Below are 19,603 nucleotides of genomic sequence, written 5' to 3'. Positions count from 1 at the left end.
TTTATAATGACCAAAAGGTTTCGATATCCGGATGGGTAAACTCAAAGCCGGCTTCCACCAACCGTTGCGGAACAACTTTCTGTCCTGATGTGAGAAAAGAAGCGGCTTCTCCATATAACAATCGGAATATGAAGGAGGGAATGGTAAGTGTAAACCAGGTGTGATAATGCTTGCCCATACATTGGGTAAATTCTCGTTGTGTGACTATCTGTGGAGCAACCATATTTATCGTTCCGTGCAGTTGAGGTGTCTCTATAATATAAAGTAACGCCCGGCATAAGTCAGTGATACTAATCCAAGGGAAAGGTTGGCATCCCGGAGCGATGACACATGTCGCCTTCATTTGTGTGGGGAGAAGCATGGGGCGTAAAGCCCCTCCATGTCGTGAAAGCACGATGCCGAATCGGGTAATAACTAGTCTCACATCCGGTGGACACATCATGGCTGCCTGTTCCCATTTGCGACAAAGATGAGAAAGAAAGCCTTCTCCTGTCATATTGCTGTCTTCATTATGGCATCCTGTGGAGGGGTAATATCCGACTGCTGAAGTGGAAATGAATAATTGGGGCTTTCGACTAAGGTTTTTCATGGCTTGCACAATTTGTCCGGTTACCGGAATACGGCTGTTATAAAGTTCTTCTTTATAAGCCGAAGTCCATCTTTTGTTTATGGGGGCACCGGCTAAATTGACCACTGCGTCACATTGCGACAAGGTACGAACCAGTTCTTCATTTCCTTTGCCGGAAAACATTTGCCTTCCTAAAGGAAATATCTGATGTCCCGATTCCATTAAAAAAGCGGATAAATATGTTCCAATGAATCCGCTTGCACCACTGATAGCTATATTCATCTGGTTGTGTATTAAGTTCTATGAATGAAACACACCGACGGACAGAAAGGTTTATACGGATATATTAAACCTTCAGGAAAATTCCTCGCTTATACATAATCCATATAATGACATAAACTGCACCGACATTCCACAGAGTCATCAGGAATGGGTAATAGCTTCCCATATATTGTTCCAGTCCATAAAACAAAGACTCGCCGATACATCTGAAATTGATTACATTGGCCAGCATATAGGCGGCAATGGAGTTCATGCCGTACACTTTCAGCCATGTGATGCCCGAACGGTGTCCTTTGTAGTCAATCCAATAATAGAAAAGTCCCATCAGCAGGAAACAGTATCCGCTACTGACCAATACCATTGAGCTCGTCCAAATAGTTTTGATAACTGGCATTTGGAAATTCCATAACCATCCTGCAATGACCAGAGCGGTACCTGTACCGAAATAGAGTTTCAGCTTCTTTTTCTCTTCTATTTTATCTTTGGCAATATAGCCGGCGAATAATCCCGTGAGGACAGTTACACCGAAGTTGAGACTGCTCAATATCCATGTATAATGATACCAATCGGCAACAACTACTTTTCCGTCTATCACTTGTGCCGTGTCACGAAACCGTCCCAACACCGTATTGTCTATCCATTCGGCCAAATTGCCTTGTGGAGTATAATTCCCGCCTCCATAACCGTCGACTGTAATAAACTGCATGGCTGCCCAATATATCAGCAGTAACGCCACCGCAGTGATAATTTGTGTTCTGCGGCTTGTGAAAAGGAAAAGCAATGCCGTAATCAGATAACCGGCGGCAATCGCCTGTAAAGTATTTGAATAGAGGTAAATCGTGTTAGAGTCAAATGCCAGCAAATTGCCTTGACATATCATTCCGAATATCCACAGCAGCAATATTCTTTTTGCCAGACGCCGCAATAAAGGTCGTTTGTCGGGTATGGATTTGTAGCGTGACAAAGAAAACGGCATCGAAATGCCCGACATAAAGAGGAAAAGCGGCATAATTAAATCCCATGGAGAAAAACCTTCCCAAGAAACATGGTTAAACACCCACATAGACTCATTGAGCCATTCCACATTAGCTGCCCGTGCCAATGAGTGCATGAGGGGGCCTAATGCAACAAGAAAAAAGAGGTCGAACCCGCGGAGTGCATCCAAAGATTCCAAACGTTTGGAAGGGGAAATTGTATTTTTCATCGTATCTTTTTTGAGTTTTTAGATTGATTCGCACAAAGATATTCTTTTCTCCATTAATAATAAGGAGCAGAAAAAAAATACACGACTATTTATTTAAATCATAAAAACATCTCTTTAAAATATTAACCAACTTTTTGTTTGCGTGGTTGGAAGCTAAACTTTATCTTTGCACTTCGATTAAATAATTTTATAACATTATGCCAACAATATCCGTCAGAGGAACTGAAATGCCTGCATCGCCGATTCGTAAATTGGCACCGCTGGCAGATGCTGCCAAACAGAGAGGAATTCATGTATATCACCTGAATATCGGTCAGCCCGACCTGCCTACTCCACGAGCGGCCCTTGATGCGATTCGCAATATAGACCGTACGGTATTGGAATACAGTCCCAGCCAGGGATACCGCAGTTATCGTGAGAAACTGGTGGGCTATTACAAAAAATACGATATCAATCTGAATGCCGATGATATTATCATTACCACCGGAGGTTCGGAAGCTGTGCTTTTTGCCTTTTTGAGTTGTCTCAATCCGGGAGATGAAATTATAGTGCCCGAACCGGCTTATGCCAACTATATGGCGTTTGCCATTTCTGCCGGTGCTGTGATTCGCACGGTGACCACCACTATTGAAGAAGGTTTTTCTTTACCCAAAGTGGAGAAGTTTGAGGAATTGATAAACGAGCGTACTAAAGCTATTCTGATTTGTAATCCGAATAACCCTACCGGTTACTTGTATACTCGTCGCGAAATGAATCAAATCCGTGATATGGTGAAGAAGTATGATCTTTACCTGTTCTCTGATGAAGTATACCGTGAGTTTATTTATACCGGTTCACCTTATATATCCGCTTGTCATTTGGAAGGTATCGAGCAGAATGTCGTGCTGATAGACTCCGTATCAAAACGTTATTCTGAGTGTGGTATCCGCATCGGGGCGCTCATAACGAAGAATCCCGAAGTACGCGGAGCTGTAATGAAATTCTGTCAGGCGCGTTTAAGCCCTCCTTTGATTGGTCAGATTGCCGCCGAAGCTTCTTTGGATGAACCGGAAGAATATGCACGCGAAACTTATGATGAATATGTGGAACGCCGCAAATGTCTGATTGATGGGCTTAACCGCATTCCGGGCGTTTATTCGCCTATCCCGATGGGAGCCTTTTACACTGTAGCCAAGTTACCGGTGGACGACAGCGAAAAGTTCTGCGCATGGTGCTTGTCCGAGTTCAATTACGAAGGTGAGACTGTGATGATGGCTCCCGCTGCCGGGTTCTATACTACTCCGGGAGCAGGACGCAATGAAGTGCGTATTGCTTATGTGTTGAAGAAAGAAGATTTGGTTCGTGCGCTTTTTGTCTTGCGAAAGGCATTAGAGGCTTACCCCGGAAGAGTGGAAGAGTAACATGAACTGGAAACTCTTTATTGCCAGGCGAGTATATCGTAGCAATGAGGGTGGAAAAGAGGTGTCCAAACCTGCTATCCGCATTGCTATGTTGGGCATAGCTATCGGGCTGGCCGTGATGATTGTGTCTGTGGCCGTTGTAATCGGGTTCAAGCATGAGGTACGCGATAAGGTGATAGGTTTGGGTTCCGACATTATGATTACTAACTTTGATGCCCGGAAGTCTTTCGAAACCATTCCTATTGTAGCCAATGACAGTTTGCTGAATGTACTTTATGCTACAAGAGGAGTAAAGCATGTGCAGCGTTATTCCACCAAGCCCGGTATGATTATGACTGATGACAGCTTTCAGGGGATGGTGCTGAAGGGAGTTTCCGGCGAATATGATTGGAACTTTCTGAAACAGCATCTGCTGGAGGGTGAAGTTCCGGTCTTTTCTGATACAGCTTCGACCAATAAAGTATTGGTGTCGCGCAGCATTGCCGACAAGCTTCACCTGAAGATGGATGATAAACTATACACCTATTATATAGAGGGGGAGAATGTGCGTGCTCGCCGTCTTTTCATTGCCGGAATTTACCAGACCAATTTTTCTGCATACGATGATTTGTTTCTGATTACCGACTTCTATACGGTGAACCGTTTGAATAATTGGAAACCAGAACAAGTGAGTGGGCTAGAGTTGGAAGTAGTCAATTTTGGTTTGTTGGACGGCATAAAGGAAGAAATTCGTGAACAGGTGGACACGCAAGTGGATGAATATGGCGGTACTTATTATACCCAGACAGTGGAAGAGGCCAATCCTCAGATATTTGCATGGCTCGATTTGCTTGATATGAATGTATGGGTTATACTTATATTGATGACCGGAGTTGCGGGTTTCACGATGATTTCAGGCTTACTCATTATTATATTAGAACGTACTAATATGATAGGCATCCTGAAAGCATTGGGAGCAGACAATCTTGCCATCCGTAAGATATTTCTCAGCTTTTCTGTTTTTCTAATCGGAAGAGGAATGTTATGGGGGAATATCATAGGAGTATCGCTTTGCCTGTTGCAGTCTCAGTTCCATATTTTCAAACTCGATCCCACGTCCTATTATGTCGACCGTGTTCCCATTGAGTTTAATATTTGGATTTACCTATTGCTGAATGTGTGTACATTGTTGGTATCGGTATTGATGCTAATCGGTCCGTCTTATCTGATAACACGTATCCATCCGGCAAAGTCTATACGGTTTGAGTAATTGTTTGACGGTACGAAACAAGATGTTTATTATTAGGAGGAACTAGTTGAAACGATGGTGCAAACTACCGAAATAGATATTTAAAAAAAGCTTTATGTGTGGTTATTTCATCCGCAGGCAAGCCAGATAGTCGTAGTGTTCACCTTCTTTCACCAGTTCTGCTTCAAAGCCATTCTCGGCGGCATAGAGGCTGAGTGTTTGGAAATCCACATAGAGCCAGTCAAAACTGCCGCCCTTCATATTCTTATATTGCATTTGGAAGTCAATCTCGCCATAGTAATCTCCTGCCAGGTCTATCAGGAAGCTTCCGTCTTCGTCTTCAAAGAGATAACGTAAATCGCTTGAATCCATCAAGATACATCCCCCCGGACGAAGCAACTGTTTCATTTTCAGAAAGAAATCAGGCATATTCTCTAACTTCCCAATAATGCCCGAACCATTCATCAGCATTAGGATGGTATCGAATGTTTCGAGAAACTGAGCGTCAAAAAGATTGATTTGACGGACATTACGCACTCCGCGTTCTTCCATTGTCCTGACCGAGAGTGGAGAGATGTCAATGGCACAGACTTCTTTTCCCATTTCTTGTAATGCCAGGGCATGACAACCACTTCCGGCACCGGCATCCAGAATCTTTCCGTTTGCCATTTGTAAAGCTATCTTTTCCAGTTCGGGCATTTCATCGAAGGAACGGAAAAGTTGGTCGATGGGAATTTCATCTTCTTCAAATTGAGAAGAAAATACACGCAATTTTCCTGCCTTCTGATGGCGGAAATAATCGGCAATGGCTGCACCCATCGGGTCCTGGGCGGGAGAGAGAAGATTTGCTTTCATTGATATCTCATTTGTAATTTGGCTGCAAAGATAGATAATTCGGAGTGAGAAACTATCTTTTATCTGAAATAAATACACTATTTTTGTGACTGTAAAAAGAGACAGAGGTAGACGAACTGAAACAGATGCGGAACGAGGGTCAGGGCATCCGCTTGTTGTTGATAATAAAGATTTGAAAGAATAAATAAGAGTGATAAAACGTCGGAAAACATCTTTCTTTGCATTCTCTTTCAGCAATCAGCCTATAATGGAGTATCTGAATCTTTGTGACAAGTATTGGGAGATGTGACGGAAATAATCACTACCTTTGGCATTTGATAACTATTAATGGTTAAACTTATGAACCGACAGGATATAAATGCTACCGACACAAAGGCTGTTTCATTGTTCAGTGACACTATGCAACGAAAGAGATATCTTTTTTCCCTTGTCATGATACTGTTGATGATAGGAGTGGCGGAATTGCTGCATGAAAAAGAAATTATCTTTCCCGAGATGGCTGCCCTCACCATCGGTATGTGGATAGTAGACAAGCGGGTGTGGAAAATAAAACAGTGGCAAATGTTGCTTTTAATGACGCTTGGTGCCTGTGCAGGGGTACTAATTGTGCTCTGTTCACCTTTGCCTTTGGTTCTTAATGTCGCGATGGCATTTCTTTTTGCAGCAGTCTGTTTGCTCTTTGCCCGCGCTTCGTTATTCCCTTTAATATCGGCATGTGTGTTGCCGGTGCTGTTACATACCGAGAGTTGGGTATATCCTTTGGCGGTCTTTGTCATGACTTTAGCTCTTATTGCAGTTCAGCGGTGGATGGAACTGAAAGGAATGCGGAAAACGATTGTTTATGAGCCGGTGGACAGGTGCTGGAAAAGAGATTCCATGCGTTGGCTTTGTTTGCTTTCCAGTGTTTTTGCTGTAGCTTGTCTGGCAGTATATTCCGGTAACTTTTTCTTTATCATTCCTCCCCTGATAGTGGCATACGTGGAGTTTGTCAATTCAAAAGCGGGATTTCGAAACCGTCCTGTGCTCACGGTCTTGCTGCTGGTGTTGGGGGCTGTTATAGGGACTGTTTTTCAACTGGCAGGCCATTATTGGTTAGGACTGCCCGAAACGGTAGTTGCATTGTGTATCTTTTTAGTACTTTTTACCTTGTTTGAGTGGCTGGGCAAGTTTTTTGCTCCGGTGGGTGCATTAGCTTTGATACCGATGTTACTGCCTCGTGAAGCATTGCCATGGCTACCGTTGCAGGTACTTGTGGGTGCAACATTATTTATAACTATGGGGCTGATATTTTTTCAGCAATGTTATAAATGGTCACGGGCGCAGTTGGTATATTGTCTGATTCCCCATTATCTGATAAGCAGGATAAAAAGGAAGAGAGAGAAATGATTTGGAGATAGAAAAAAGGATTTTTACTTTATGATAAATTGACGCCGGAATCGCCGGAGCATTTCCGGATGAGGACAGCTTTTAATATGTTAGTTTTCACCTTCTCATAAACTCATCCTTCCGCCTGATTCTCCGTTGTAATTTGAATCCTAGATTCCACATAGGTTGAAGGAGATCAAATACTGGCAGTAAAGCATAGAATTTGCGTTCACCCAAGTCTTTTGAAGCGTTTCTGAATACAGTGATTTGTATTAGAAAACGTAATAACCATAACAAGAAGACTATTCCGAGAACAATCCATTGATGTGACAAAAAGCTATTGACAACTGTAGCAATAACGGCTATATAAAATAGGAGTCTGCTACAAGTTTCAAATCCCATCAGATAGCGGATTGTACCTTTAAAAAATCTACTGGTAGTCATATAGCTGATTCTCTCTTCACTCCACATTCGTTTGTATTTAGGAGTAGAAATACGTATAATGCTTTCGGCACTTGTCTCTACGCGGGTATTATGACCATTGGAGGTTTCGTTGATAAAAAGATCGTCTTCCCCACGTTGCAAATTTAAGTGGGAAGTGAATCCTTTCTGTTTATAATATAATGCTTTTCTATACGCTAAGTTTCGCCCCGTACCCATATAGGGATGCCCGGACAGTGCCATACCCAAATAGCGCATAGAGTTCAGCAACGTGTCGAAAGTGATTTTCTTATTAAACCATCCCGGTACTTTTTCATAGTTACTGTATCCTAAAACGATTTCGGTGGCAGGTGTGAAATTGCGTGCCATTTGTCTTAGCCACTGATTACTTTGCGGGTAGCAGTTTGATTCGGTAAATACCAACCAGTCATAACGACTTGCCTTGATTCCCATTGTGATACCTAATTTCTTGTGACTGATGTAGCGTGCACTATCCGGAATAAACGTATGATAGAGGTTGTGATATTTATCTTCCAACAATTTTAAGACGTCATCGCAGTCATCTGCCGAACGGTCATAAATGACAATGACTTCAAACTCCGGGTAATCTTGTTCTAAAATGGAAGGAAGGTGCTCTTGCAATTCGTTGGCGGCATCCTTGGCGACAATGATGACGGAAAGCGGTGGAGTATCCGGATTGTTGGTTACCGTTTCTTGATTGTGAGCGTGTATCTTGCCATATACAATCCAATAATAAATGGCTTGGGTGAGGAATAGAATTCCCGAAATAACAGGTAAAGCTACGTTTATGGTAAATAGTTCCATGTAAGTTCTATATTAAAAGTCGTGCAAAAATACAGCAAATAATTGAAATTTGAGAGAATAGATATTCTTCTTTTATCCATTAGTCCACTTTTAATTATAATTTAATGTTAAAAAGCTTATTAGATGAACATTTTTCAAGGATTATTGCTATATTGGGAATACTTAACTATAACAAGTCCTGACCAACGGGCAATTATTATGAGAATACAATTTGAGATTAAGGAAAGTTTGGCCAATATACTTGACCAGCTTGCGCATTCTGATTTTTGGGCTACGGAAATTAAAGAAGATGAGTCAGGAAAAAGGGTTATTAAAATTAAAGACTTAGCTTATAACTTGGAGGCCGTAGCAGAAGTAGGAGATAATGAAATATTTATCCGTACAGCTTTGTCTAAGTATACTTACCGTATCTGTCAGGTAGGCGACGAATGCTGGTGTGAATACGTGGGAGCTTATCGTGGATTGTTGGAACAGAAACTGTTACCCATGATTACTCCCAAGGAAAATTTATTGGAGTGTGAGGTGTTGGAAAGTTCGCTGTTGGGAGGTAAACCTAAGACATTGCGTGAGTATGCAGAAGACAACTTGAAGTTAAAGAAATTCCGTGAGCAGAATTTTGGGGCTAACGGTTTTTCTAAAGCCGACCATCCGCGTCGGGTGTATGATGAGTTTATCAAAGAGGATTTCATCCCAGGAGATAAATGAGACAAGAAGTTTTTTTTGTGTTTTCATAATTGACTGAAGAAGGCTGTCTCAATGTAAAATAGGAGGCAGCCTTACTTCTTTGTTTTAGTTTCCTTCTTTATAGGATATCGCTCCGGTGCTATACCAATTCTTCTGATGTATATGCTTGAGGTAATGTGCGGCAATTATAGGCCGAGGCCATAATTTCACCATAAGCACCTGCAGACCGAAGGGCAAACAGGTCGCCACGGTGAACTTTATTTAAGTCGATTGCTTTGCCGAATACATCGGAAGATTCGCAGATAGGTCCTACCACATCGTATGTTTCTGTATCTTCTTCCGAAGTGATATTTTCAATCTTATGGTATGCCTGATAAAGTGCGGGGCGAATCAAATCCGTCATGCCTGCGTCAAGAATGGCAAATTGCTTGTTTGTTCCTTGCTTTACATAAATCACTTTGCTGATGAGGCTGCCACATTGCCCCACAACTGCGCGACCCAGTTCGAAATGCAAGGTTTGTTGCGGACGCAGTTTCAGATGCTTGTGGTAAGTGGCGAAGTACTCGGCAAAGTTAGGAATCGGCTGACGGTTGGGGTGGGAGTAATCGATGCCTAAGCCACCGCCCACATTGATATGCTCTACAATAATTTGACGTGCATATAGCTTCTCCTGTAACTCATTCACACGGTTGCATAGTGCTACGAAGTCACCCATATCCAATATCTGAGAACCAATATGAAAGTGTAGTCCTACAAACTTTATGTTAGGCAGCGTTTCTGCCATATCGATGACTTTGTCCATATCTTCCATGCTGATACCGAATTTATTCTCTGCCAGTCCGGTAGTGATATTGGCATGGGTGTGCGCACCTACATTGGGATTGATACGGAAAGCGACTCTGGCAATTTTGCCTTTGGCGGCAGCCAGTTCGTTGATGATTTCCAATTCGGGTACAGATTCTACATTGAAACAGAAGATATCATAATCCAATCCCAGATTGATTTCCCAATCGGTTTTGCCGACACCCGCATATACGATTTTATTAGTTGGGAAGCCTGCTTTGACAGCTGCACGGATTTCACCGCCACTCACACAGTCTGCTCCCAAACCGTTTTCACGAATAATAGTCAGAATCTTGTGGTTGGCATTGGCTTTCACTGCGTAATGCACGCAGAAGTTGTTGTATTTGCCTGCTTCTTTATTGATGCACGACAGCGTTTCGCGCAATACATTGACGTCGTAATAGTAAAAGGGAGTTTCCAGCTCTCTGAACTTGTTTACGGGGAATGTTCCTTTCATATTGTATTTTGTTATTGATTGAGTAGGGGCGAATTAAATTCGCCCGAAAGTATCTGCTTTTTAGAGTGGGATACATCCGGGCGGATTCAGTCCGCCCCTGCAATGGAATTTATTTATTATTGAATAAATGATCGCTTAATGATTGCAAAGCCTTGTTTTTATCTTCCTTGCGAATCAGGAAAGAGATATTGTAATTGCTACCGCCGAATGAAATCATACGTACAGGAATGTCGCGCATGGCATCAAGTGCTTTTGCCTCGAAACCGACATTTTCCCATTCCAAATCACCTACTACGCAAATGATACACATATCGTGGTCTACAGTTACAGTACCATATTTCTTCAGGTCATCCAAGATTTCATTCAGATGCTTGGTGTTGTCGATAGATACGGAAACACCTACTTCCGAAGTACAAATCATATCGATGGAAGTCTGGTAGCTTTCAAAGATTTCAAATACTTTGCGCAAGAAACCGTAAGCCAGTAGCATACGGCCCGACTTAATTTTAATGGCGGTGATATTATCTTTTGCAGCTACAGCTTTAATCTTGCCTTTTTCCGTGTCGTTTGAAATCAATGTTCCCGGGGCTGTCGGTTCCATGGTGTTGAGCAAACGTACCGGAATGTTAGCGTATTTGGCAGGCTGTACGCAGGTGGGGTGCAAAATCTTGGCACCAAAGTAAGCCAACTCAGCAGCTTCTTCAAAATGCAATTGACGAACCGGGGTAGTCTTGTCCACAATACGCGGGTCATTGTCATGCATGCCGTCGATGTCTGTCCAAATCTGAATTTCAGAAGCATTGACAGCTGCACCGATTAATGAGGCGGTATAGTCACTGCCTCCACGTTGCAGGTTGTCTATCTCACCGTAAGCATTGCGGCAGATAAAACCTTGGGTAATATAGATTTCGGCACCCGGATGCATTTCCAGTTGGGCAGCCAGTTTTTCTTTAATGTAAACCGGGTCGGGTTCAGAGTTCTTGTCTGTACGCATGTATTCCAATGCCGGAAGCAATACGGCGTTTACACCTTGTTCCTGCAAGTAGTTGGTAACCATGTTGGTAGAGATTAACTCACCTTGTGCCAGAATTACTTTTTCTTCAAACAGGGTGAAGATATCTTTTGTATACGAACGAATATAATCGAACTGTGCTTTTATAAATTCCTGTGTTTTCTGTTTATACTCGTCAGTAGAATAAAGTTCATTAACATGCTGTTTATATTTAGCTTCCAGCTTATTAATGATTTCATTCGCACCTTCGGGATTCTTCTTATACAGATAATCCGAAATTTCAACCAACGTGTTTGTTGTTCCTGACATTGCCGAGAGGACAACAATCTTCTGTTCACCGTCAGTAATTAATTTGGCTACTTCTTTCATTCTTTGTGCAGAACCTACCGAAGTACCTCCAAACTTTAAAACTTTCATTTTTCGTTTCGTATTTTAATTGTTTCTATAATTGATAATTAGCGTGCAAATATACGAATAAGACTGCAAAAATCAGCATCTTAGCGATAATATTTATCATTCATCCATTTATTCTATGGTTTCTACGGTCGCATTGGTTACTTTTTCCTTTGTCTCTTGTTCGTTTTTGCTTTTTATGATACGGCTGTATTCGTTTGTAACTTCTTTGATTTGGTGGTTCTCGAAGCGGTAAACGATGCCGGGGTACTCAGCCAGCAGATGCAGGTTGTGGGTGGTCATCATGATGGCAGAGCCCGATGCGCAAATAGATTTCAGGAGCTCTACAATCTGCCGGCCGGTTTCAGCGTCCAAGTTTCCTGTCGGTTCATCGGCAAGAATGATTTCCGGACGATTCAGAATGGCACGGGCGATGACGATACGCTGTTGTTCGCCTCCCGATAATTCATTGGGCATTTTATATCCTTTACCTGTCATTCCCACTTGCTCCAGCACTTCGTCGATACGTTCTTTTATTGCAGCCTTATTGCTCCATCCGGTGGCGCGTAGTACAAAACTGAGATTGGAATGTACATTGCGGTCTGTCAGCAACTGGAAATCCTGAAAGACGATTCCCAGTCGGCGGCGCAGTTCAGGGATATGCTTACGTTTGATATTGGTCATATTGTAACCCAATACTTCAGCATCACCCGATTGGATATCCAGTTCGCCGTAGATGGTTTTTAGCAATGACGTTTTGCCGGAACCGACTTTTCCGATTAGGTAAACAAATTCACCTTTGTTCAGTTCCAGATTTACATCTTCCAATACACCGAGCTCTTGTTGGTTGATGTTTACATTTTTATATCGAATAAGCGGTTCGTCCATAGGGCATTAATGTTTTTTCCAGTTGGCGCTGTGACGTTCTTTTAGTTCGCGTGCCAAATCTTCGATGCGGTAACCTTTTGATGTAAGGAGGACAATAAGGTGATACAGCAGGTCGGAGCTTTCATATATCAAACGTTCATCGGTTCCGTTGCAAGCTTCGATAACGGTTTCTACAGCTTCTTCACCCACCTTTTGTGCCATTTTGTTTACTCCTGATTGGAAGAGGCTGGTTGTGTAAGAACCTTCAGGCATTTCTTCATGTCGTTTGTCAATAAAGTCTTGCAATTCTTTCAAGAACATGATGTCCTGCTTGTTTTCTTCTCCCCAGCAGGTGTCTGTACCTGTGTGGCAAACAGGGCCTGCAGGGACTGCCTTTATTAATAAGGTATCATTGTCGCAGTCTGCTTTGATAGAGATTACTTGCAGGAAGTTTCCGCTTTCTTCTCCTTTCGTCCAAAGACGGTTCTTGGTGCGGCTGAAGAAAGTCACTTTTCCTGTTTCTACGGTTTTCTTATACGCCTCTTCATTCATGAAGCCCAGCATTAAGACTTTTTGTGTGTAGTCATCTTGTATGATGGCAGGGATTAACCCGTTCATTTTCTCAAAATCCAATTCCATTTGTTTTATATTTTAATTCTAATTTTATAGTCTGACATTGATTCCTTGTTGGCAAAGATACTGTTTTAATTCGGGAATTCTGATTTCTCCGAAATGAAAAACGCTGGCAGCAAGTGCCGCATCAGCTTTTCCTTCGATAAAAGTATCTTTGAAATGTTCCATTTTTCCTGCACCTCCCGATGCAATAACCGGAATAGTGAGTGAGTCGGAGAGGAGGGCAAGCGCTTCGTTGGCATACCCTGTCTTTACTCCGTCATGGTTCATACTGGTAAAAAGAATTTCTCCTGCTCCCCGATTGTTTACTTCCCGGGCCCACTCAAACAAGTATTTGTCCGTTTCTATGCGTCCTCCGTTCAGATAGCATTTCCACCCTTGCTCCGTCTGTTTGGCATCAATGGCTACCACACAAACTTGTGAACCGAAATGTTGGGCTATTTCATCTACCAGATTAGGATTGCGGATGGCAGATGAGTTGATGGAGACTTTATCGGCTCCGGCACTCAACAGGCGGTCTACATCACTGAGTTCGTTGATGCCTCCGCCCACAGTAAACGGAATGCTGATATTGGCTGCCACTCTTTTCACCAGGTCCGTAAAAGTCTTGCGACCCTCGTGGCTGGCGGTGATATCCAAAAAGACCAGTTCATCGGCTCCTTGTTCACTGTAAGCGCGGCCTAATTCCACTGGGTCGCCGGCTTGACGCAGGTTTACGAAGTTGGTTCCCTTGACGGTCTGCCCGTCTTTAATGTCGAGGCAAGGAATAATTCTTTTTGCTAACATAATTTGTCTTTACATAAAACGGTTCAACTCTTTCAGGGTAATTTTGCCTTCGTAAAGGGCTTTGCCGAACACTACCGCAGGCACTTTGGCTATCTCTAATTGAATGATGTCCTCGATACAACTTACTCCACCACTGGCTATCAGGTGCATATCAGGAAATTCGGTAAGTATTTGTTTGTATAACTCTATTGCAGGCCCTTCCAGCATACCGTCACGACTGATATCGGTACATAGCACTTTGAACACTCCTTCCTTTGTATAATCTTTCAGGAAAGGCATCAGCTCTTGCCGGCTTTCTTCTTTCCATCCGTTGATGGATATTTTATTGTCTTTCACATCAGCACCAAGAATTATTTTTTCGTTTCCGTATTGAATCAGCCATTTCTTGAATAGCTCCGGCTTTTTCACGGCAACGCTGCCTAGAGTCACCATTTGGGCACCGTTATCGAATGCAATGATTAAATCTTCATCGGTTTTGATACCTCCGCCGAAGTCAATGACAAGCGATGTGCGGCTGGCGATTTGGTCGAGTACGCGATAATTGACTACGTGGTGCGAAGCGGCTCCGTCTAAATCAACTACGTGCAGACGACGAATGCCATGCGCTTCAAATTCTTTGGCTACTTCCACAGGGTTTTCATTATAAACCTTTTGTGTGTTATAATCTCCCTGTGACAGACGGACACATTTTCCGTCAATGATATCGATGGCAGGAATTAATTCTATCATAACTTTTTTCTTTAGTTATATAATATAATGTATTATAGTTCTAAAAAGTTTCGCAATATGCGTTCGCCCACTGTCCCGCTCTTTTCGGGATGAAACTGCGTGGCATAAAAATTATCTTTATGCAATGCCGAACTGTAGGGGAGGATATATGTAGTTTGTGCTGCTGTAAAGTCATTGAGCGGGACATAAAAACTGTGTACGAAGTAGACAAACTCTTCTTTGGTGAATCCCTTGAATAAATCGCTTTTCACATTTGTCAGTGTATTCCATCCCATGTGGGGAACCTTATCTATATGTCGTTCCGGGTGGAAAAGCTTGACGTCGGTATCAAAAATGCCTAAGCATTCTGCATTACCTTCTTCTGAATGGCGGCACATGAGTTGCATACCCAAACAAATGCCCAATACGGGTTGTTTTAAATTTCTGATTACCTCATCCAATTTATGTTGCCGGAGGTAATTCATAGTTGTGGCAGCTTCTCCAACACCTGGGAAGATTATTTTATCTGCGCTCATCAGCGTTTCCTTATCGGAAGTAATGATAGCTTCTACCCCCAAACGCTTTAGTGCGTAGTCCACTGAGTAGATATTTCCTGCATTATATTTTACGACAGCAATTTTCATCGGCAAAAAATCATCGTTTTATTTTTATAAGCCAGTCCTTTTATTCAATATGCTTCTGCATAATGTGAGAATGGACGGTTTTTATCTATGATATGTGCGCAAAAATAGCGAATTATTGCAGATTAGCTTCATTTTATAACAAGAAGTTTGAGAAAAAGATTAAAATAATAGCAATATTGTAAATCGGGCGAGGTATCGGTCGGGGAGGACTTTGTTTTTTTTGTGCATTTTCTACCGAAAAGCTTGCAGGTTTAAAATTAATGCGTACCTTTGCACCCGCAATCGAGAGAGATGGTGAAATAAAGAAAGACAAATCTTTGAAATATTGGTGCGCTAGTTCAGTTGGTTAGAATACATGCCTGTCACGCATGGGGTCACGAGTTCGAGCCTCGTGCGCACCGCTTAATAAAAGCTCTAGGATTCTTTGAATTCTAGAGCTTTTTTATTTGTTCGCTTGGCGCGGACATATTCTAATGGGTGCAAGTCCCCCAATGTGTCCTGACAACGGGAAGCATACAGCCCAACGGCAAGAGTTATCCATCGGGTCACTTGTTATTCTTGGGGATTTAAATCATTGTTTTATCTCCTTACATCATATCACCAAACCAAGGGAAGAGTAAGCCGTTTCTTAGGGTCAGCTAAGCCTTTTTACACGGAAGATTATTACAGTCTCCGGCGGCGGACTGTACAGTCCACTGCAATGGACTGTACGGTCTGCCGTAGTGGACTATACAGTCCACTGCCGGAGTCTGTAGTAATCTGACTAATAGACAGGCATAATCGAAAGGACGAAAACGCTTAGTCTGACTAATGAAACGACTTAGGGAGTTCAAAACGTATGCAGGGTTTGAAAACCGGAGGAGACAGCATCCGGTGATTTAAAAAGGTCATTCTAAATGAGAAAAAGTTGCTGTTTCCTTTTTTATATGCTATTTTTTTTGTATATTGAGGGCAAATCAAAACATATATATGGAAATAGAAACAGTGGGAGAAAATGCCGGCAAAGTCTGGCGCAACCTGAATGAAAACAGAGGTGAAATATCTATTCAGGAACTTAGTCGGAAAATGAACCTCAGCGCCATTGACGTCGCTATTGCAATAGGTTGGTTGTCTAGAGAGAACAATATTAATATTCAGAGGAAAGGTCATTTACTCTATGTAAGTCATTTAGGATTCTGATTAATCTCTCAATAATAAACCTGTTGGAGAGAAAAAAACTTGAAGAGGTTGTGCCAGCATTTTGGCACAACCTCTTTAACGAAATAATTTTATAAAGCAGTTTAGTCATATATTAGTAAACGCTTGCGGCTTTGACAACTATCGTTTTTAATAATTCTTGCATCTTTCCAATAACCGGCTCCCCATCCAGATTATATTCTGCTGCCATCATATTCATCTGTGGAAAAGCAGCCCATACGCTTCCATTCTTATCTTCCCATACGGAAATCTTTAAAGGTAATTCAATGGAAATACTTGGATTTTCTTGCATTAATTTAGTGCCTACTTTGGGAGAACCAAAGACAATTACTTGATTGGGAAGTAGCTTTAATCCCACTTCTTCTGCATTCTTGCCATGATTGAATTTTGCAAAGATAGGAATTCCCATCGTTTTCAGAGTGTGTTCAATGTGTGACATGGTTTCATTCACACTGAACTGACTCTCGAACGTATAAAGTTGGCTATCGTTTGCTCCTGTCCCCATTTTGCTACTATCGAAGGCTGCAGCTATTTTTCTAGCCAGATTAGTCAGTTCAACACCTTCTTTGTTTGCCAATAAGGTGACACATACCAGCTCTGATGCATCGGTAAAACGACTGAGGAAAGCGGAATGTCCGGGTGCGTTCCCTTTGATATCCATTAATCCTTTGTGGTTATAAAATTGCCATCCTGCCATGGCGGGAACCACTTTACCGTTTGCCAACGTTGTAGGTTTATAAATCATATTGCGATTTTCTGGTTGAGCAATAAGCACTCCGCCTGCGAGGGCTATATCCCAATGGCTTACATTCTCGGCAGATGCCCAAATGTCGGAAAAACCTTTCAGCGAAGTCGGGCTGATGGAAGGGGCGGTAACTAGTTTGCCGTCATTCTCTATGTATCCTGTAGTGGTTTCTGACGGATTGATATAAGCCTTGTCTTTTTTAAAAGTTTCATGCACGTTATGAGTGGTTGTCACATCTTCTTGTTTGACTTTGACTATGTCTTCTCCAAAATAAGTTTGTTGCAGACCGAGATAGTCAATCTGATACTTCTTAACAAAGTCATGGTATGGCATCTTTCCTGCTTTCTCAATAATCGAGGTAAGTAGTAAGAAGTTGGTTGCACTTTGTTTCACGTCGGTGCCCGGTTCGAAAGCCAATGGAATGTGTGCCACTGTTTTAATTAGCTGTATGGGCTGATAGTCGGCCGATACATCAAAACCTTTCTGGTCACGATAATCTGCTATGCCCGAACTGTGTTGCAACAATTGCAGGATAGTGATACTTTTCCAATTGTCAGGGATATCCTTCAGGTATTTTCCAATTGAATCGTTGAGATAGAGCTTCCCTTTTTCAAGTAATTGCATTATGGCAACAGCTGTAAATCCTTGAGAAATAGGACCTATGGGCCAGAGAGTTTTGGCTGCAGCAAGATTTCCTTTTTTAAAATCAGTAACTCCGTAACCTACTACGCGTGGGATATAAGGTGCTTGTACGATGGCAAGTGTCATTCCTGGTATCCCTTGTTCTTCCATAAACTCATAAATCATTTGGTCTATAGACTTTCCCTGATAGGCAACGTGTACATTGCCCCTGCCGGCTTGCGGCAATTGGTCTTCATACTTCTTCATAATTGTTCCTCCATTTTGTGCTAACATCGCTCCCGAGATTAGCATACTTGCTAAAGTTAATAGTTTCTTTCTCATGACATTGTTTATTGGTATTCATTGGTATTTTTCTGATGTTACAAAGATAGAGGCTTTTGGAGTCTTCTAAAATGACAATATGGCATATATAGTTTACAATAATTCCTGATTGTTTTTTGTTCTATATTTCAATAGGCAACGAAGTATGGTCTAAAATGTTTTTTTATTAATAGAAAATGTAATAGGAAATGTTGCTAAGCATATTATTCACAGATATGCGTACCTTTGTTATTATTGCAGCCAATGTTTGTTTTTCCACCAATAAGTAATGAATCGGATTCCTGTACCGATTAGTGCGAGGGAAAGTCCTGTATAGAATACGGCGATGAAAGATTCGGGCAACAGATGAAACAGGCGTGACAATATGCCGATTGTAATCATAAATGTCATCACTATCCATCCTTGGACATCAAAGAAAGAAAAAGGACAATTCTTCTTTTTCTTTTGACTGATGCGATGTGTGTGCTTTCTGTATAGTTTCCGAAAAATGAAACCAAAGAACAGGAGAAAAACCAGAGTAGTTTCGCATACTTTAAATAGCCAATAATGCGAATCGTTTATCCAGCATCCCACACCGATTCGCAATATATTGATGCCGGCTGTCAGCCACACTATGCCGGCAGTAATGAGCAATATATTTTTACTGACTCCGTACTTCATCCTATTGTTTTTCTTTTCGATGCACGTATGCCAATGCTGCACCCAAAGCTGTTCTGTATTGGGCATATTCCGGTATCAGGAAATGGCATTGGTACATTTCTTCCATGATGGGAAAAACCTCTTTGCACTGTGGCAGCTTTGCCAGATTGCCTATTAAAACAAAATCTTTGATGGAACTGTTCAAAGCTGCGAGTATCACGGATTGGCCAATAGATTGCAGTACCATGTGGATAATTCCCGCCGCTACATCTTCTAATGATGAGTTACTGTCTGCTTTTCCAAAAGTGGATGCAGTGGCATTCAGCGGGAGCCCCGGCAGGGCGGCATTGCAGATATCCTTTATCTGTAAATCTATGTTTTCCACTATTCCTTTTTGTGCCATTTCTACCACTTGGTGAATGTCGTGTGTCTTTAGCAATAATCTGGATAGTCCCTGAATGGTTCCTCCACCGATACCGATGCCGCCGATATGTTGAATCTTTCCGTCCTCCACTTTGACGAAAGAAGTTCCTGTTCCCATACTTACAACAATCAGATTTTTCAATTGCGAGCCATAATGCGCACCTAATCCGTTGGCTAGAAACTCGTCGGTATGCTCGGTAGGTAATCCGTAAAGGGGTTGGTTGACATAAGCACTTCCCACTCCTGTGAGCATCACTTTTTCTATCTCACCCAAACTAATGTTATTATCATATATATATTTCCCGAAAGCTCCAAATAGAGAAGTGATGGGGTCTGCCGCCCTGACAATCATCGGATGTTTGATTCCTTCTTTGTCCACACCGATAATTTTGGTAGTACTTCCACCCACATCTATTCCTATAACCATTCCCATAGCTATGC

19 protein-coding genes and 1 tRNA gene are annotated in these 19,603 nt (G+C 42.1%); 6 read left to right on the top strand and 14 right to left on the bottom strand.

Translation table 11 applies throughout. The features are described 5' to 3' along the window. Position 1 precedes the first annotated feature (1 nt). Both IR173_RS04540 and IR173_RS04535 read right to left on the bottom strand, forming a co-directional pair. A complete protein-coding gene (locus IR173_RS04540) occupies positions 2–850 on the bottom strand; it encodes a TIGR01777 family oxidoreductase (protein ID WP_237038506.1) in 849 nt (282 codons plus the stop codon). Positions 851–914: 64 nt separating this feature from the next. Further along, positions 915–2,054, bottom strand: coding sequence for an acyltransferase family protein (locus IR173_RS04535; RefSeq protein ID WP_237038505.1), 1,140 nt, complete (start codon positions 2,052–2,054; stop codon positions 915–917). Positions 2,055–2,251: 197 nt separating this feature from the next. On the opposite strand from IR173_RS04535, the gene IR173_RS04530 reads away from it, so the two are divergent. Both IR173_RS04530 and IR173_RS04525 read left to right on the top strand, forming a co-directional pair. Continuing rightward, entirely contained in the window at positions 2,252–3,454 is a 1,203-nt protein-coding gene (locus IR173_RS04530; RefSeq protein WP_237038504.1) for a pyridoxal phosphate-dependent aminotransferase, read from the top strand. A 1-nt stretch (position 3,455) separates the two neighbouring features. After that, positions 3,456–4,703 carry an ABC transporter permease gene (locus tag IR173_RS04525; RefSeq protein ID WP_237038503.1) on the top strand — a complete coding sequence of 416 codons (1,248 nt, stop codon included), beginning with the start codon at positions 3,456–3,458 and terminating at the stop codon, positions 4,701–4,703. 102 nt (positions 4,704–4,805) lie between these two features. Here IR173_RS04525 and IR173_RS04520 read toward each other — a convergent pair whose 3' ends face one another. Further along, positions 4,806–5,537 (bottom strand): class I SAM-dependent methyltransferase, encoded by a 732-nt coding sequence (locus tag IR173_RS04520; RefSeq protein ID WP_237038502.1) that lies wholly within the window; start codon positions 5,535–5,537, stop codon positions 4,806–4,808. Between the two features lie 339 nt (positions 5,538–5,876). Between IR173_RS04520 and IR173_RS04515 the strand changes: the two genes are divergently transcribed. Next, on the top strand, positions 5,877–6,923 hold the full coding sequence (locus IR173_RS04515) for an HPP family protein (protein ID WP_394800641.1): 1,047 nt from the start codon (positions 5,877–5,879) through the stop codon (positions 6,921–6,923). A 96-nt stretch (positions 6,924–7,019) separates the two neighbouring features. On the opposite strand, the gene IR173_RS04510 is transcribed toward IR173_RS04515, so the two are convergent. Beyond that, positions 7,020–8,168, bottom strand: a complete 1,149-nt coding sequence (locus IR173_RS04510) for a glycosyltransferase (RefSeq protein ID WP_237038501.1) — start codon at positions 8,166–8,168, stop codon at positions 7,020–7,022. Between the two features lie 198 nt (positions 8,169–8,366). Here IR173_RS04510 and IR173_RS04505 point away from each other — a divergent pair, with 198 nt between their 5' ends. Then, positions 8,367–8,873 carry a hypothetical protein gene (locus IR173_RS04505; protein ID WP_237038500.1) on the top strand — a complete coding sequence of 169 codons (507 nt, stop codon included), beginning with the start codon at positions 8,367–8,369 and terminating at the stop codon, positions 8,871–8,873. Positions 8,874–8,991: 118 nt separating this feature from the next. On the opposite strand, the gene lysA is transcribed toward IR173_RS04505, so the two are convergent. The 7 genes from lysA to hisH form a co-directional block, all read right to left on the bottom strand. Continuing rightward, complete coding sequence (lysA, locus tag IR173_RS04500; RefSeq protein WP_237038499.1) at positions 8,992–10,152, bottom strand: diaminopimelate decarboxylase; 1,161 nt, start codon at positions 10,150–10,152, stop codon at positions 8,992–8,994. Positions 10,153–10,261: 109 nt separating this feature from the next. Next, a complete protein-coding gene (locus tag IR173_RS04495) occupies positions 10,262–11,581 on the bottom strand; it encodes an aspartate kinase (RefSeq protein ID WP_237038498.1) in 1,320 nt (439 codons plus the stop codon). A gap of 108 nt (positions 11,582–11,689) precedes the next feature. Further along, complete coding sequence (locus IR173_RS04490; RefSeq protein ID WP_237038497.1) at positions 11,690–12,445, bottom strand: cell division ATP-binding protein FtsE; 756 nt, start codon at positions 12,443–12,445, stop codon at positions 11,690–11,692. 6 nt (positions 12,446–12,451) lie between these two features. Further along, positions 12,452–13,063 (bottom strand): bifunctional phosphoribosyl-AMP cyclohydrolase/phosphoribosyl-ATP diphosphatase HisIE, encoded by a 612-nt coding sequence (gene hisIE / locus IR173_RS04485; protein WP_237038496.1) that lies wholly within the window; start codon positions 13,061–13,063, stop codon positions 12,452–12,454. A gap of 24 nt (positions 13,064–13,087) precedes the next feature. After that, entirely contained in the window at positions 13,088–13,843 is a 756-nt protein-coding gene (gene hisF, locus IR173_RS04480) for an imidazole glycerol phosphate synthase subunit HisF (RefSeq protein ID WP_237038495.1), read from the bottom strand. 9 nt (positions 13,844–13,852) lie between these two features. After that, positions 13,853–14,572: a 1-(5-phosphoribosyl)-5-[(5-phosphoribosylamino)methylideneamino]imidazole-4-carboxamide isomerase gene (gene hisA / locus IR173_RS04475; RefSeq protein ID WP_237038494.1), complete on the bottom strand. Its 720-nt coding sequence runs from the start codon at positions 14,570–14,572 to the stop codon at positions 13,853–13,855. 32 nt (positions 14,573–14,604) lie between these two features. Next, positions 14,605–15,195: an imidazole glycerol phosphate synthase subunit HisH gene (gene hisH, locus IR173_RS04470; RefSeq protein ID WP_237038637.1), complete on the bottom strand. Its 591-nt coding sequence runs from the start codon at positions 15,193–15,195 to the stop codon at positions 14,605–14,607. Between the two features lie 327 nt (positions 15,196–15,522). Between hisH and IR173_RS04465 the strand changes: the two genes are divergently transcribed. Together IR173_RS04465 and IR173_RS04460 are read left to right on the top strand one after the other, a co-directional pair. Beyond that, positions 15,523–15,596, top strand: a tRNA-Asp gene (locus IR173_RS04465). Positions 15,597–16,164: 568 nt separating this feature from the next. Beyond that, a complete protein-coding gene (locus IR173_RS04460; RefSeq protein ID WP_237038493.1) occupies positions 16,165–16,374 on the top strand; it encodes a winged helix-turn-helix domain-containing protein in 210 nt (69 codons plus the stop codon). A 112-nt stretch (positions 16,375–16,486) separates the two neighbouring features. Here the strand turns inward: IR173_RS04460 and IR173_RS04455 are convergent, their stop codons facing one another. The 3 genes from IR173_RS04455 to coaW form a co-directional block, all read right to left on the bottom strand. Beyond that, entirely contained in the window at positions 16,487–18,100 is a 1,614-nt protein-coding gene (locus IR173_RS04455; protein WP_237038492.1) for a serine hydrolase, read from the bottom strand. Positions 18,101–18,331: 231 nt separating this feature from the next. After that, the gene (locus tag IR173_RS04450) at positions 18,332–18,760 is read right to left on the bottom strand and encodes a hypothetical protein (protein ID WP_237038491.1); all 429 of its coding nucleotides are present in this window, start codon (positions 18,758–18,760) and stop codon (positions 18,332–18,334) included. Between the two features lies 1 nt (position 18,761). Beyond that, a complete protein-coding gene (gene coaW, locus IR173_RS04445) occupies positions 18,762–19,595 on the bottom strand; it encodes a type II pantothenate kinase (protein ID WP_237038490.1) in 834 nt (277 codons plus the stop codon). Positions 19,596–19,603: the final 8 nt, after the last annotated feature.

The sequence above is a fragment of the Phocaeicola faecalis genome, from assembly GCF_021730445.1.
Lineage (GTDB): Bacteria > Bacteroidota > Bacteroidia > Bacteroidales > Bacteroidaceae > Phocaeicola > Phocaeicola faecalis.
Note: the sequence above shows the minus strand (reverse complement) of the source record. Positions and strands in the feature narration are given on the sequence as shown.